Source organism: Bordetella sputigena (assembly GCF_965137885.1).
Lineage (GTDB): Bacteria > Pseudomonadota > Gammaproteobacteria > Burkholderiales > Burkholderiaceae_B > Bordetella_C > Bordetella_C sputigena.
On sequence record NZ_CBCSCA010000004.1, the window covers coordinates 58,498 to 72,508 of the forward strand.

At 66.4% G+C, this 14,011-nt stretch carries 13 protein-coding genes; 6 read left to right on the forward strand and 7 right to left on the reverse strand.

The genetic code is table 11. The features are described from left to right. The first annotated feature begins 42 nt into the window (after positions 1-42). Entirely contained in the window at positions 43-1,752 is a 1,710-nt protein-coding gene (locus ACNA0R_RS08910) for an ABC transporter substrate-binding protein (RefSeq protein WP_415825615.1), read from the forward strand. 17 nt (positions 1,753-1,769) lie between these two features. Here the strand turns inward: ACNA0R_RS08910 and ACNA0R_RS08915 are convergent, their stop codons facing one another. The 3 genes from ACNA0R_RS08915 to ACNA0R_RS08925 all read right to left on the reverse strand — a co-directional run bounded on the left by ACNA0R_RS08915 (position 1,770) and on the right by ACNA0R_RS08925 (position 5,413). After that, positions 1,770-3,362 (reverse strand): aldehyde dehydrogenase (NADP(+)), encoded by a 1,593-nt coding sequence (locus ACNA0R_RS08915; RefSeq protein WP_415825616.1) that lies wholly within the window; start codon positions 3,360-3,362, stop codon positions 1,770-1,772. Between the two features lie 273 nt (positions 3,363-3,635). After that, a complete protein-coding gene (locus ACNA0R_RS08920; RefSeq protein WP_415825617.1) occupies positions 3,636-4,832 on the reverse strand; it encodes an MFS transporter in 1,197 nt (398 codons plus the stop codon). After that, entirely contained in the window at positions 4,829-5,413 is a 585-nt protein-coding gene (locus ACNA0R_RS08925) for a GNAT family N-acetyltransferase (protein WP_415825618.1), read from the reverse strand. The genes ACNA0R_RS08920 and ACNA0R_RS08925 overlap by 4 nt, the downstream gene beginning before the upstream one ends. Positions 5,414-5,511: 98 nt before the next feature. On the opposite strand from ACNA0R_RS08925, the gene ACNA0R_RS08930 reads away from it, so the two are divergent. The 3 genes from ACNA0R_RS08930 (at position 5,512) to ACNA0R_RS08940 (ending at position 8,490) form a co-directional block, all read left to right on the forward strand. After that, entirely contained in the window at positions 5,512-6,405 is an 894-nt protein-coding gene (locus ACNA0R_RS08930) for a LysR family transcriptional regulator (RefSeq protein WP_415825619.1), read from the forward strand. A gap of 184 nt (positions 6,406-6,589) precedes the next feature. After that, positions 6,590-7,576 (forward strand): Bug family tripartite tricarboxylate transporter substrate binding protein, encoded by a 987-nt coding sequence (locus ACNA0R_RS08935; protein ID WP_415825620.1) that lies wholly within the window; start codon positions 6,590-6,592, stop codon positions 7,574-7,576. 89 nt (positions 7,577-7,665) lie between these two features. After that, a complete protein-coding gene (locus tag ACNA0R_RS08940) occupies positions 7,666-8,490 on the forward strand; it encodes an amidohydrolase family protein (protein WP_415825621.1) in 825 nt (274 codons plus the stop codon). Between the two features lie 21 nt (positions 8,491-8,511). Here the strand turns inward: ACNA0R_RS08940 and ACNA0R_RS08945 are convergent, their stop codons facing one another. The 3 genes from ACNA0R_RS08945 to ACNA0R_RS08955 form a co-directional block, all read right to left on the reverse strand. After that, positions 8,512-9,162: a GntR family transcriptional regulator gene (locus tag ACNA0R_RS08945; RefSeq protein ID WP_415825622.1), complete on the reverse strand. Its 651-nt coding sequence runs from the start codon at positions 9,160-9,162 to the stop codon at positions 8,512-8,514. Beyond that, a complete protein-coding gene (locus ACNA0R_RS08950; protein WP_415826054.1) occupies positions 9,153-9,617 on the reverse strand; it encodes a MarR family winged helix-turn-helix transcriptional regulator in 465 nt (154 codons plus the stop codon). Before ACNA0R_RS08950 ends, ACNA0R_RS08945 begins: the two co-directional genes overlap by 10 nt. 75 nt (positions 9,618-9,692) lie before the next feature. After that, entirely contained in the window at positions 9,693-10,118 is a 426-nt protein-coding gene (locus ACNA0R_RS08955) for an organic hydroperoxide resistance protein (RefSeq protein ID WP_415825623.1), read from the reverse strand. A 223-nt stretch (positions 10,119-10,341) separates the two neighbouring features. On the opposite strand from ACNA0R_RS08955, the gene ACNA0R_RS08960 reads away from it, so the two are divergent. Next, on the forward strand, positions 10,342-10,656 hold the full coding sequence (locus ACNA0R_RS08960) for a hypothetical protein (RefSeq protein ID WP_415825624.1): 315 nt from the start codon (positions 10,342-10,344) through the stop codon (positions 10,654-10,656). A 118-nt stretch (positions 10,657-10,774) separates the two neighbouring features. On the opposite strand, the gene ACNA0R_RS08965 is transcribed toward ACNA0R_RS08960, so the two are convergent. Further along, entirely contained in the window at positions 10,775-11,020 is a 246-nt protein-coding gene (locus ACNA0R_RS08965) for a KGG domain-containing protein (protein ID WP_415825625.1), read from the reverse strand. A 299-nt stretch (positions 11,021-11,319) separates the two neighbouring features. Between ACNA0R_RS08965 and leuS the strand changes: the two genes are divergently transcribed. Continuing rightward, positions 11,320-13,980: a leucine--tRNA ligase gene (gene leuS, locus ACNA0R_RS08970; protein WP_415825626.1), complete on the forward strand. Its 2,661-nt coding sequence runs from the start codon at positions 11,320-11,322 to the stop codon at positions 13,978-13,980. The last annotated feature ends 31 nt before the right edge of the window (positions 13,981-14,011 follow it).

The following is a 14,011-nucleotide window of genomic DNA, read 5'->3' on the forward strand; positions in this document are numbered from 1 at the left end:
ATGCGAATGAAACCGGGTTTCCACGCGAAGAAGCCGACAGCAATGTCGGCTTTTTTTCGTGGGTCCGCCTTGCGGCCGCGCTCGCCGTTCGGCGGCGGATCCACCACGTCCGCCGTTTCGTGGGTGATGCTGGGGCGCGCAGTGCTGGCCTGCGCGATGCTCATCGCGTCGCAGGCGGCATACGCGGCGCCTGCCGGCAAGGCCGCGCGCCCCGCCCCGCCGCCACCGCCCTTGCGGATCGGCGAAATCAATACCTACAAGACGCTGCCGGCGTTCTCGGAAGACTACCGCCGCGGCTGGACGTTGGCGCTGGAGCAGATCAACGCCGACGGCGGCGTGCTGGGCCGCAAACTGGAAGTCCGCTCGCGTGACGATCGCGGCAGCCCCGATGATGCCGTGCAGGCCGCCCAGGCGCTGGTGGACAAGGACGGCGCGGTGGCTTTGTTCGGCGGCTATTCGTCGGAAGTCGGCCTGGCGCTGTCCCGCTATGCCGATACCGCGAAGGTGCCGTATCTGGCCGTGGCGCCCCTGAGCCAGCGCCTGACCTGGCAGGACGGCAACCGCTATACCTTCCGCCTGCGGCCCGGCGCATGGATGCAAGCCGCCGCCGTCGCGCCGAAAGCGCTGGGCCTGCGCAAGCTGCGCTGGGCGCTGGTCTATCAGGACACCGAATCCGACCGCGCGACGGCGGAAGCCTTCAAGGGACTGGTCAAAACCTTCCAATCGAAAACCGAATTCGTTGATGAGATCGCGGTGCCGGCGGGGAAATTCGACGCCGTGGCCACCGTCGCCGCATTGAGCGCGGCCAGGCCGGAGGCGATCTTCAACATGCTGACCGGCCAGCAACTGGCGGCGCTGGTACGGGCAGGCGCGGCGGCCAATCTGTTCAATGGCCTTGGGGTCGTATCGCTATTCATGGGCGACCCTGAGAACCTGGGCGCGCTGGACGAGGCGTCAAGCGCCGCCATCCCCGATGGCTGGATCATTACAGGCTATCCCCGCGATGCGGTGGATACGCTGGAAAACCAGGCTTTCCTACAAGCCTATCGTGATCGTTATGGGGATGCGCCCGGCATGGCGGCGGTGCTCGGCTACTCCGCGCTGCGTTCGATCACCGAAGCGCTGAAGCGCGCGGGAACGCCGGATCGCGAAGCGCTGGCGTCGGCTTTTCCGCGCCTGCAAGTGCCGACCCCGTTCGGCACCATCGAATACCGGAATCTGGACCATCAGTCCACGCTGGGCATCTACCTGGGCTATACCGGACACGTCGATGGCCGCTTGACCATGGATCGTTTCGTCTACGCCACCGGCGCCCGGCTGCAGCCGCTGGACGAGCAGATACGAAGGCTGCGCGTGCAATCGGCACGTAGCTCGACGGGAACCGATGCCGCTGCCGCCGGCAGTGCCGCGGCGGCGGCTGCCGGGGGAAAAGCCGCCGGGCAAGGCGATGGCGCAGGTCCCGCGGCGGACGCGGCCCATCCGGTTGCAACGCCAGCCAGGCCGACCCCGCGACCTGATACGGGCCTGACGAGCCGGCTGCGCGCCGCCCGCCCAGGCGCCGCGCCCGCGGCTACCGGCACGCAGAATACGGGAGCGCCATCGGGCGCCAGCGCCGTATCGGGGATTGCGACGAATCCATCGGCCACCGATGGACATCCCGTGCGCGAGGCAAGGCCGGGAGTGGGTACCTCAACCCCCGCCATGGCCGACTGGCCGGACCAGGTCAGCCAGCGCGGCGCCGCCGCGCACTGACGGCGGCCCCGCTACAGCTACGGCAGCAGGCGCTTGCCATCCTCCAGGCGCGGTACGCGGCCCAGGTTTTCCGGACGCAGGGCCTCCGGCAACAGCTGCGGCGGCAGCGCCTGATAGCTCACCGGACGCAGGAAACGCCGGATCGCCAGCGTACCGACCGACGTGAAGCGGCTGTCCGACGTCGCCGGGAACGGTCCGCCGTGGACCATGGCATGCGCCACTTCCACGCCGGTGGGCCAGCCATTGGCCAGTATCCGGCCCGCCTTGCGCTCCAGCACCGGCACCAGGCCGCGCGCCAACTCGTAGTCCGCTTCGTCCAGATGCAGCGTGACGGTCAACTGGCCTTCGATGTGTTCGGCGATATCGCGCATATCGTCGACCGACTTGCAGCGCACCACCATGCTGGACGCACCGAAGACCTCCTGCTGCAACGACTCCTGCTCAAGGAAATTGCTTATGCTGGTTGAAAACAGCGCCGCGCGCCCGCGATTCGGGCCTTCGCCGGCGCCGCCGCGTCCGCACACGCGCACGCCGTCGGCCTTCTCCAGCGCCTGCACGCCTTTTTCATAGGCGCCGTGGATCCCGGGCGTCAGCATGGCCGAGGGCACGTGCGCGGACAAGGCCGCATCGGCCGCCTTCAGGAAACGATCCAGATCGGGACTTTCCAGCGCCACGACAATGCCGGGATTCGTGCAGAACTGCCCGGAGCCCATCGTCAGCGACGCAACAAAGGCCTTGCCCAGGTCTTCCGCGCGAGCGGCCAGGGCGGCGGGAAACAGGAATACCGGATTGATACTGCTCATCTCGGCGAAGACCGGAATCGGCTCGCGGCGCTTGGACGCGGCATCCACGAGCGCCAGGCCGCCGCCACGAGAGCCGGTAAAGCCCACCGCCTTGATGCGCTCATCGCGCACCAGGGCCGCGCCCGTTTCGATACCGCCCAGCAGCAGCGAAAAAACGCCTTCCGGCATGCCGCATTCGCGCGCCGCCGCCTGGATGGCGCGTCCCACCAGCTCGCCCGTGCCGGGATGGGCGGGATGGCCCTTCACCACCACCGGGCAGCCGGCCGCCAGCGCGGAAGCCGTATCGCCGCCCGCGACCGAGAATGCCAAGGGGAAATTGCTGGCGCCGAATACGGCGACCGGGCCAAGGGCGATATTGCGCAGGCGCAGGTCCGGACGCGGCAGGGGTTGGCGATCCGGCATGGCGGGATCCACACGCACGTCCAGGAATTCGCCGGCGCGCACGACCTGCGCGAACAGCCGCAACTGGCCCACGGTGCGAGCCCGCTCGCCTTCGATGCGGGCCGCGGGCAGCGCGGTTTCGGCAACCGCGCGGTCGACCAGCGGCTGGCCGAGTTGCATGATCTGTTCACCAATCGCTTCGAGGAATCGCGCGCGGCTTTCCAGCGACGTTTCGCGATAGGCGTCGAAGGCCTCCCAGGCCAGGGCGCAAGCCTCGTCGACCTCGGCGGCGCCGGCTTGGGCGAAGCTGGGCTGCAGCTTCTCACCCGTCGCGGGGTTCACCGCGTTCAGCGTTCGCTGGCCATTGTCGACGGCGCGCTGGCCGATCAGGATTTCGCCCGTGATGGCGGTTGTGGGGTTGCTCACACTCTCTCTCCTATGATTATCCGGGCCGTCATGGCGCGAGTCCCTCGTACCGGCGAGCCGCGCGCAGATGCGCGCCAGCCGGGCCGGTGTCAACCGGAAATGATACCGCTAACGTGTTTGCGCCCGACCGCATTCCCGCCGGCGTTCGCCGCTGCCCTGCCGTAGCGGGGCCGGCCCCACAGTCGAAGTCCGCGGTCCGGCGGTGGAATCAAACTGAAGGAATCCACCATGAAGTGGGTCTTGTAGGAGCATGCGGCACGCACGCCCTTTCCGTCAGGCCGCCTTGCCTCGCCCGGAGCGCGGCCCGAAGGATAGCCAGAGCAGCAAGCCGGCGGCCAGCATGGCGGCCGAGCAGGCGATGGACAGGTACAAGCCCCAACGGTCGCCCAAGCGTTCCATCAAAGAGGCATAGACGACCGGCGCCGCCGCGGACAACATGAATGCCGGCGCGATCAGCTTGCCGACCAGCGCCCCGTACACGCGATGGTCGAACAGCACAAGCGGCAGCGTTCCGCGCGTAATCGTAAGAATGCCCGTGCATCCTCCGTAGAGGAACATGGAGAAGATCGCCGCGATGTCCGATGTACCGGCGTAGGTGGCCGCCAGGAATGCCATCGGCATCACCAGACAGGCATAGAGGTTCAGCTTCAGCGGATCGAGGCGCCCGCCTGACAGGATCTCGCAAAATCGTGCGAGCGATTGGCCGACGCCCCGCAATGCTGCCACCCATGGGGAAAGCGATGCGCCCAGCCCCAGCCCGCCCAGGATGGCGATCATATGGGCGGACATCCCCGCGTTGAGGAAATTGGCCAATGTGATCAACAGCACATAAAGCCCCGCCGCCCATTTCAACCGGGCACCGCCCGCCATCCCTGCCACGGGCGCCGCGTGAGGACTTCCCGGCGGCGCCTGGTCATGGCGGGACGCGGGAATGGCGAAATACAGCGGGATCGCGAGCAGCGACAGCGCGGCATACACCGCCAGGGCGCCGCGCCATCCCAGCTGCTCCGACAGCAGATGGCCGAGCGGCCAGAATACCGTGGAAGCCAGGCCGCCAAGCAGGGTAATCTGGGCCATGGCCTTTCTGGCGGACGGACCGCCGAGGCGCGCCAGCGCCGCGAAGGCCGCGTCGTACAGCGAGAGCCGCATTCCCAAGCCCAGGCACAGCCAGGCGACGATGTAGGCGGCCGGCGTGTGTACGCTTGCCAATACCCCGCATCCGGCGGCGTTGAGGACGGAGCCCGCGGCCATCATCGTCCGTCCGCCATAGCGGTCGATAAGCCGTCCCGCCAGCGGCGACGCCAGGCCCATGACCAGCAGGCCCAGCGCGAATCCGCCGTGGATGGCGTCGGCGCTCCACCGCAAGTCGGCGGCGATGGCGGGCCCGAACCCGCCGATCAGATAATAGGAAACGCCCCAGGAGATCAGCTGAGATAGCGCCAGGCAGATAACGGTATGGGGCGCGATCACCGCGCGACCTCGTCCGCGTCGGCCGGCGCACTGGTGCAACCCTCGCCAAGCGGCCGCTGCATCAACACCGTATCGACCCATTGCCCGAACTTGAAACCGACGGCCTTCAGGGTGCCCACCGGCTCGAAGCCCATCCTGCGATGCAGCGCGATCGATCCGGCATTGCGGCTATTGCCGATGACAGCCAGCATCTGACGCCATGGACCTTCCTCGCAACGCTGTATCAGCGTTCCCAACAAGGCGGTACCGATACCCCTGGCGGCGCAGTCCGGCGCCACATAAACGGAGTTCTCCACGGTGTAGCGATAAGCGGGACGCGGCCGATACGCGGTCGCATAGCTGTAGCCCACCACGCACCCGCCGATCTCGGCCACGAGATAAGGAAGGCCATTGCGCAGCACCGCGGTTCGACGCGCCGCCATTTCCTCCACGGACGGCGGAGACAACTCAAAAGACGCGAGCCCCTGCGTAACGTGATGCGCGTAGATCGCCTGAATCCAGGCCATGTCGTCCGGCCGTGCATCCCGTATCAAAAGGCCTTGCGAGCCTCCGCATGCCCTTCCCTGTGAATCGCCAGTCATATACGCCCCGCCGCGCAAATCGTCTCACGCAAATCATGCCGCACCTCAGCCCATAAATTAAGCTTTATGCTCTTATGCAGCGCATAAGCAATTCTTTTATGAAAAACCTGAACCTGGACTATCTGCGCACCTTTGTCCTGATCGTGCGACATGGCAGTTTTTCCGCGGCGGCCGAGCGGCTGGGTATATCGCAGCCAGCGGTAAGCCAGCAGATACGGCAGCTGGAGCGCAGCTTGGGCGTGCCGCTGATCGACCGCGTAGGCCGCAAGGCCAGTCCCACCGCCGCGGGGACCGACCTGCTCGCCCACGCGGCGCGCATCGAGGACGCTGTCGACGCCGCCATCGACGCGGTGGCGCGCCGCGCCAGCAGCCCGAGCGGCCCGGTGCGGCTCGGCACCGGAGCCACCGCCTGCATCTTCCTGCTGCCGCCCATACTCAAGGACCTGCGGCAGCGGTTTCCCCAACTGGCGATCACGGTCACCACGGGCAATACCGCGGATGTCGTGAAACAGATCGAAGAAAACATGCTGGATATCGGGCTCGTTACCCTGCCGGCCGCGGGCCGGGCGCTGGAAGTCACGCCCGTACTGAAAGATGAATTTTTCCTGCTCGCCCCTTCCGGGATGCCGCTGCCGCGACGCATTTCCGCGCAGGCCTTGGCTGATAAACCGGTGCTGCTGTTCGAGCCCGGCGGAAACACGCGCCGCATCACGGACGAGTGGTCCGGCCGACACGGTCCCGGCCTGGCGCCCGTCATGTCGCTGGGCAGCGTGGAAGCCATCAAAGGCCTGGTAGCGGCGGGCCTGGGCTGCGCGATCCTGCCCGGTCTTGCGGTACGAGGGGAGGCACGGCGCCCGGACGTCGCGGTGCGCCCATTGAGCCCACCGCTGCATAGAACGCTCGCCGTGGTCATCCGGCGCGACAAGCGCCTGCACAGCGGCCTGAACGAGGTCTACCAGTCGCTGCTGCGCCTGCGCAGCGTGGGCCGGTAGGACGCGCCTCCTCGCCACGAGGCCGGCGCCCTCGCCCGTTTGTTCTACATATTTATGTATGCAAAAATATATAAAAACCAAACCGAGATTCAACGCCGGCTTGGCGGCCGGTGGCCGCCCCGGCCCGGCAGATCCATAGCTTTCACCATTTGCGGCCGCGCGCGGCCACTTTAGGAGACACTCGATGAAGCCATTCCACCGGACCAGGCGCGGCCTGCTGGCCGCCGCCGTTTGCGCGGCCGCGACACTGGGACTGCATGCCGGCGCGCAAGCCGCCTATCCAGACAAGACCGTGCGCATCATCGTGCCGTACGCGCCGGGCGGCTCCGGCGACGTGTTCGCGCGCCTGATCGCCGAGAAACTGACCAGCCGGCTGGGCCAGACCTTCATCGTTGAAAACCGCCCCGGCGCCAGCGGGGCCATCGGCGCACGCTACGTCTCCGACGCGCCGGCGGACGGCAGCATCCTGCTCTTGGGACAAACCGGCGAAATCATCGTCACGCCGCTGCTGTCCACCACGCTCAACTACAAGCCGGAAAATCTGCTGCCCGTCGTGCTGGTCGGCGATTCCCCGCTGGTGTTGTCGGCCCACCCGTCGGCGCCCTTCAATACCCTGCAGGAGATGGTGGCCCAGAGCAAGCAGCGCTCGCAGGGTTATAACTACGCCTCCTCGGGCACCGGTACGCCGGGGCACCTGGCCGCCGCGGCGCTGGCCATGAAGACCGGCGCCAAACTGACCCACGTGCCTTACAAAGGGGGCGGGGCGGCGCTGAGCGATCTGCTGGGCAACCACGTCGATATGTTCTTCTCCGGCGCGCCGGGCGTACTGCCGCATTTCAAGAGCGGCACGCTCAAGCCCATCGCCGTATCCACGCTGGAACGCTCGCCGGCCCTGCCCAAGGTGCCCACCGTGGCGGAATCCGGGCTGCCGGGCTTTTCCTTCAGCCTCTGGGGTGGGCTGTTCGCGCCCAAGGGAACGCCGGCGGATGTCATCCAGAAGCTGAATACCGAGGTCAACGCCATCATCGCGGACCCGCAGACCAAGCAGAGGCTGGAGGCCGAAGGCGCGGTGGTGAAGCCGAACACCGTGGAGCAGTTCACGCAATTCCTGGCGGGCGAACGTAGCCGTTATCAGGAAATCATCAAGGAAACCGGGGTGCGGCTGGACTGACGCCGCCCGGCCATCGGGACCCGATGCCTGCATCCGAGGCCATCGGGCCCTGGCTTCCCTCATTGATCCCCATCACGGAGTCCAGCCACATGTCACCCGCCACCCTGCCCGCCTGGGATTGCCATACCCACGTATTCGACGACGCGGCGCGCCGCCCGCTGGCGCCCGGGTCGCACTACACGCCGCCGGTGCGGACCTGGCAGGACATGTCCGCCGTCGGCGCGCCGCACGGCATCGAACGCTTTGTTCTGATCCAGCCCAGCGTCTATGCCATGGACAACAGCCTGCTGCTGGACACGCTGGACGAATCGAAGGGGCGCGCGCGCGGCGTCTTGGTCCTACCCGACGCGACCACGGAAACGGAATTCCTGGCCTGGCGCGAGCGAGGCGCCCGCGGCGTGCGTTTCAACGCCGTGTCGGGCAGCGGAAACGGCATCGCGGGCTATGCCCGCCTTGCGCCGCGTCTGCGCGACGCGGGCTGGCATGCGCAGTTCTTCGTCGCGCCTGAGACACTGAGCCAGGTGTACGACGCGGTACGCGCAGAAGGCGGCCCCAATGTCGTGGTAGACCACCTGGGCGGCGCGGCGGACGGCCCGGAATACGCCGCTATCCGCGAGGCGGTATTCCGGCTGCTGGATACCGGCCGGGTCTGGCTCAAAGCCTCGGGTTTCTATCGCTATGGCTATCCCGTCGCCACATGGCGAGCGCACTTCGGCGATCTGCTGCGCGAGCTGGCGCGGCGCTACCCCGAACGCATCGTATGGGCATCCGACTGGCCGCACACGTGGTTCTTCGATCCCGCGCATGGACGGCCCATGCCTTACGGCGATCTGGTGGCGCTGCTGCGGGATTCGGTCGGCGATGCGGATTTCCAGCGCATCCTGCGGGAAAATCCGCTCGCCCTTTACGACTGAAGGGACGACCGGCGCGATCGATCAGTTGCCGGGCGCCTGCTTGGACCGCAATATCTTCAGCCGTTCCAGCAAGGCATTGCGGATATGTTCGCGCGCCGCCTGCTCGGCCCGCGCCGGATCGCCGTCGCGGATGGCCTCGTAGATGGCGCGATGCTCGCCATGCGCGGCTTCGGGCCGTCCCGCCATTTCCAGCGTGCTACGCCCCAACAGATAGGTGGAATCCGTCAGCGACCGCAGCGCGCGGATCAGAAATTTATTGTGCGCGGCGCCGTAGATGGACTGATGAAACGCCAGATTGGCCGCGACCGGATCACCGCCCTGCTTGCCTTCTTCCAGGATGTGGGCCATGTTGTCGATCTCCGCTTCGCTGGCGTGCTTGGCCGCGAAACGGGCGGCGCCGCCTTCCAGCAGTTCGCGCATGGCGTACAGCTCGGTGACCGACTGCTGGTCCAGCGAGGTCACCACCAGCCCGCGGCGCGGCTCGTGCGTCAGCAGGCCCTCGTCTTCCAGGCGCTTGAGCGCTTCGCGCACCGGCGTGCGCCCCATATTCAGCAGCTCGGCCACCTCGATTTCCCGCAGGCGATCGCTGGCGCCGAAGAATCCCATCAAGATGCGTTTCTTCAGCTCCTGGTAGGCCAGGTTGGCCTGGGTATTCTGCTTGGCTATCGGCATGTAGCTTCCTGCAAGGCCGCGCGCAGGGCATCCAGCCGCTTGATCATGGCGCCGGCGTCGGCCACGCTGCAATGCGCCACGGCCGCGACGCCCGGCGGCACCGCGCGCGCCTTGTTCTTCAACTGCCGCCCTTGTTCGGTCAATGACACGATGACCTGTCGCTCGTCCCGCGCATCGCGGGCGCGCTGCACAAGGCCGGCGGCCTCCAGCCGTTTCAGCAATGGAGTAAGCGTGGCGCTATCCAGGAACAGCCGTTCCCCTATCGCCGACACCGTCAAGCCATCCTGTTCCCACAGCACCAGCATCACGAGATACTGGGGATAGGTCAGGTCCAACTGCGACAGCAGCTTGCGGTAAACCTTGCTCATGGCCAGGCTGGTGGAATACAGCGCAAAGCAAAGCTGGTTTTCCAGCAGCAAGGCGGCATCGCCCCGCGAAGAGGGAGTGTGTGACATGGCGGACATATTAAATCGTGTGCGATCCATATGCCAGCCCGGCCGCCCGCCGGGCGGCCGGTGCCGCAAGGATGCTTAAACGACCGTCAGGGTCACGTCGATGTTGCCGCGCGTCGCGTTCGAGTACGGGCAAACAACGTGGGCCTTGTCGACCAGTTGGCGGGCCTGCGCGGGGTCCAGCCCCGGGATGGAGACGCGCAGTTCGACTTCGATACCGAAGCCGGTCGGGATGGCGCCGATGCCGACGGAACCGGTAATACTGGTTTCAGCGGGCAGCGCGACTTTTTCCTTGCCGGCGACGAACTTCAGGGCGCCCAGGAAGCAGGCCGAGTACCCGGCGGCGAAAAGCTGTTCGGGATTGGTGCCGGGGCCGCCGGCGCCACCCAGTTCGCGTGGGGTGCTGAGCTGGATGTCGAGAACGCCGTCGGAGGAACGGGCGCGGCCGTCGCGGCCTCCGTTGGCGGTGGCTTGGGCACGGTACAGGACTTTTTCGATGGACATGGCGAACTCCTTGCGGTCGTTGGGCCGGGCCGGATGGCCGCTGGCCGGGTTGTGCTCTTGATCCGGAATGGTCGGCGGTTCTGCGCCTGGGAAGAATATTAAATCGCACACAATCTAATTGCAAGCGATTTATTTGGCGGAAGCGAGGTCATCCCGGCGCGGGTACGCTGATTGCCGCCTGCCCGGCGTTGCCCGCCCGCCGGGCGTCCTTCACAGACATGCCATGGAACACTGGAATACCCGTGCAATCACCTTCATCACCCGCGCATACCCCGGCCAGCCGGAGCGTCACGCCGACGTGCCTTGCGAGTCCGTATCGTGGCAATCGCCCAGCGATATACCGCCGTCGAGGGACGACGGAACGGCGCCGGGCTATCTGCTGGTCAGCGGCGTGGACGTCGCCTCGCTCGCCGATTTTTCCTGGGTGCCGACGCACGTGCGCTTCCACGCCGACGGATTCATGGAGTCACGGGAATTCGCCGTGACCGGCTTCGAAGCCGACCCCGACACCCGCACCTTGAAGCTGCCGATCCCTTGAACGGCGGCTGAGAGTCAAGTCCCGTTCAAGGATCGGCGTTTCAAACGCCCGGCGCTTCCGCCCCTACGGGCCGGCCTGCGAAGGCCACGGGCCGCACCGCCCGTGGCGGGCCGAACCCTCAACGTTCCTTGGTCGGGTCGGCCGTGGCGCCGCCGGATTCCGCCGAACCCGTATGCTGCGCCTGGCGCGCCGCGTGCCGTTTGGTGGCGGCCGCGCGCGCTTCCTGCGAAGTAAAACGGTGCGCCTTGCCCAGGCGGTGCGCCGCCCGGCCGCCCTGCGCCGCGATCTCGCGTTGGAATTCCGGGCCCATCGCGGCGAAACCGCGTGGCTTGCGTGCTGGTTTCTGGTCCTGGCTGTCGGTCATATCGAACCCCTTGTCGGTGGAGGTGGATTCACGAGCCCGACGGGCTGCAATGCGCATGCCCGCTGGTACGAAAGTGACGCCATGTGCCGAGGCGGCCGTATATGCTCGCCACGCGACACAAAATGCCAGGCCATTTGCCAGCAACTATTACGCCCGGGCAGGCGTTTAAGGCGAAGCCGAGCGCTCGCCGCGCCTGCCTTCGGGTTGCAGAACCTATAATCAAGGGTTTTGACCGTCCCCCTGCCGCCGGCGGGCCGGCCCTTTATTCGTTATCGATCCATCCAGATCCCACCGAGCCCATGCAGGAACGCTACAACCCCAATGCCGTCGAAGCCGCCGCCCAGGACGTCTGGCGCAGTAACGACGTCTATCGCGTCAGTGAACACGCCCGCAATGCCAGCGGCGCCGAGAAGCCGAAGTTCTACGCGTGCTCCATGCTGCCCTACCCCAGCGGTAAATTGCACATGGGCCATGTCCGCAACTACACCATCAATGACATGATGGCGCGGCAACTGCGCATGCGCGGCTACAACGTGCTGATGCCCATGGGCTGGGATGCCTTCGGCATGCCGGCGGAAAATGCCGCCATCAAGTCCAAGGTGCCGCCCGCCAAGTGGACCTACGACAACATCGCCTACATGAAGAAGCAGATGCAGGCGATGGGGCTGGCGATCGACTGGTCGCGCGAAATGAGCGCCTGCGACCCGGCGTACTACAAGTGGAACCAGTGGCTGTTCCTGAAGATGCTGGAAAAAGGCATCGCCTACCGCAAAACCCAGGTGGTCAATTGGGACCCGGTGGACCAGACCGTGCTGGCCAATGAACAGGTCATCGACGGCCGCGGCTGGCGCTCCGGCGCGCTGGTGGAAAAGCGCGAGATCCCCGGCTACTACCTGCGCATTACGGATTACGCCGAAGAACTGCTCGAACAAGTCAAGACCGGCCTGCCCGGATGGCCCGAGCGCGTGCGCCTGATGCAGGAAAACTGGATAGGCAAGAGCGAAGGCGTGCGTTTTGCCTTCACGCATGACATACGCGACGAGTCCGGCCAGCTGGTGCAGGACGGCAGGCTTTACGTCTTTACCACCCGCGCCGACACCATCATGGGCGTGACCTTCTGCGCGGTGGCGCCGGAGCACCCGCTGGCCACGCTGGCCGCCCGCGACAACGCGGAGCTGGCCGAATTCATCGAACGCTGCAAACTCGGCGGCACCACGGAAGCCGAACTGGCCACCCGGGAAAAAGAAGGCCTGCCCACCGGCCTGTCGGTGACGCACCCCCTGACCGGCCAGCCCGTCGACGTATGGGTCGGCAACTATGTGCTGATGAGCTACGGCGACGGCGCCGTCATGGGCGTGCCGGCGCATGACGAGCGCGACTTTGCCTTCGCGCGCAAATATGGCCTGGAGATCCGCCAGGTCGTCGACGTGCCCGGGAAGACGTACTCCACCGATGCCTGGCAGGAGTGGTACGCCGACAAGCAAAACGGCCGCCTCATCCATTCCGGCAAGTACGACGGCCTGAGCAGCAAGGAAGCGGTGGACGCCATCGCGGCCGACCTGGCGTCCCTGGGCCTGGGCGAAAAGCAGACCACGTGGCGTCTGCGCGACTGGGGCATTTCGCGCCAGCGCTATTGGGGCACGCCCATCCCCATCATCCATTGCGCCGACTGCGGTCCGCTGCCGGTGCCGGAAAAAGACCTGCCCGTGGTCCTGCCGGAAGACCTGATTCCGGACGGCAGCGGCAACCCGCTGGCGAAGAACGAAGCCTTCCTGTCCTGCGCCTGCCCCAAGTGCGGCAAGCCGGCGCGCCGCGAGACGGACACGATGGACACCTTCGTCGACTCGTCGTGGTATTTCATGCGCTATACCTCGCCCGGCAACGACGGCGCGATGGTCGACGCCCGCAATGATTACTGGATGCCGATGGACCAGTACATCGGCGGCATCGAACACGCCGTGCTGCATCTGCTGTATGCGCGGTTCTGGACCAAGGTCATGCGCGACCTGGGCCTGCTGAAGTTCGATGAACCGTTCACGCGACTGCTCTGCCAGGGCATGGTGCTGAACCACATCTATTCGCGCAAAACCGAACACGGCGGCATCGAGTATTTCTGGCCCGACGAAGTCGAAAACGTCTACGACGCCAAGGGCGCCATCGTCGGCGCCCGGCGCAAGTCCGACGGCACCGAGGTCGCCTACGGCGGCGTCGGCACCATGTCGAAGTCCAAGAACAATGGCGTGGATCCGCAATCGCTGATCGACACCCTGGGCGCCGACACGGCACGCCTGTTCGTCATGTTCGCCAGCCCGCCGGAGCAGACGCTGGAGTGGTCGGATTCCGGCGTGGAAGGCGCCAATCGATTTCTGCGCCGCCTGTGGTCGCATGCCTGGTCGCGGCGCGATGCCGTGGCGGCGGGCCTGGCCGCCCGCGACGTCGACTGGCGCGGCGCGCCCAACGCCGCCAAGGACCTGCGCCGCGAAATCCATACGCTGCTCAAGCAGGCCGACTACGACTACGAGCGCATCCAGTACAACACGGTGGTGTCGGCCTGCATGAAGATGCTGAACGCCATCGAAAACGCCGAGCTGCCGGCCGATGCGGCGTGCGATGCCGCGCGCGCCGAATGCCTGGGCATCCTGCTGCGCGTGCTCTATCCGGTCGTGCCGCACATCACCTGGCAGCTGTGGTGGGAGCTCGGCTATGCGGACCTGTACGGCGACCTGCTGGACGCGCCGTGGCCGCAAGTCGACGAAGCCGCGCTGGTGGCCGACGAACTGGAGCTGATGCTGCAGGTCAACGGCAAACTGCGCGGCGCGCTGCGCGTGCCGGCGCAGGCCGCGCGCGAGCAGATCGAAGCCCAGGCGGCGGCGCACGAAGCGGTGGCCCGCTTTCTGGAAGGCCGGCCGCCCAAACGGGTTATCGTTGTGCCCGGCAAACTGGTCAACGTCGTAGGTTAATGAGGTACCGCATGAATTTCGCCAGGCAAAC

Coding starts and splice junctions, on each gene's coding strand:
- ACNA0R_RS08945 (WP_415825622.1), bottom strand. CDS start 9,162: ATGCCGATAGCCAAGCAGAATACCCAGGCCAACCTGGCCTACCAGGAG.
- ACNA0R_RS08940 (WP_415825621.1), top strand. CDS start 7,666: ATGTCACCCGCCACCCTGCCCGCCTGGGATTGCCATACCCACGTATTC.
- ACNA0R_RS08935 (WP_415825620.1), top strand. CDS start 6,590: ATGAAGCCATTCCACCGGACCAGGCGCGGCCTGCTGGCCGCCGCCGTT.
- ACNA0R_RS08930 (WP_415825619.1), top strand. CDS start 5,512: ATGAAAAACCTGAACCTGGACTATCTGCGCACCTTTGTCCTGATCGTG.
- ACNA0R_RS08955 (WP_415825623.1), bottom strand. CDS start 10,118: ATGTCCATCGAAAAAGTCCTGTACCGTGCCCAAGCCACCGCCAACGGA.
- ACNA0R_RS08910 (WP_415825615.1), top strand. CDS start 43: ATGTCGGCTTTTTTTCGTGGGTCCGCCTTGCGGCCGCGCTCGCCGTTC.
- ACNA0R_RS08950 (WP_415826054.1), bottom strand. CDS start 9,617: ATGTCACACACTCCCTCTTCGCGGGGCGATGCCGCCTTGCTGCTGGAA.
- ACNA0R_RS08960 (WP_415825624.1), top strand. CDS start 10,342: ATGGAACACTGGAATACCCGTGCAATCACCTTCATCACCCGCGCATAC.
- leuS (WP_415825626.1), top strand. CDS start 11,320: ATGCAGGAACGCTACAACCCCAATGCCGTCGAAGCCGCCGCCCAGGAC.
- ACNA0R_RS08965 (WP_415825625.1), bottom strand. CDS start 11,020: ATGACCGACAGCCAGGACCAGAAACCAGCACGCAAGCCACGCGGTTTC.
- ACNA0R_RS08925 (WP_415825618.1), bottom strand. CDS start 5,413: ATGACTGGCGATTCACAGGGAAGGGCATGCGGAGGCTCGCAAGGCCTT.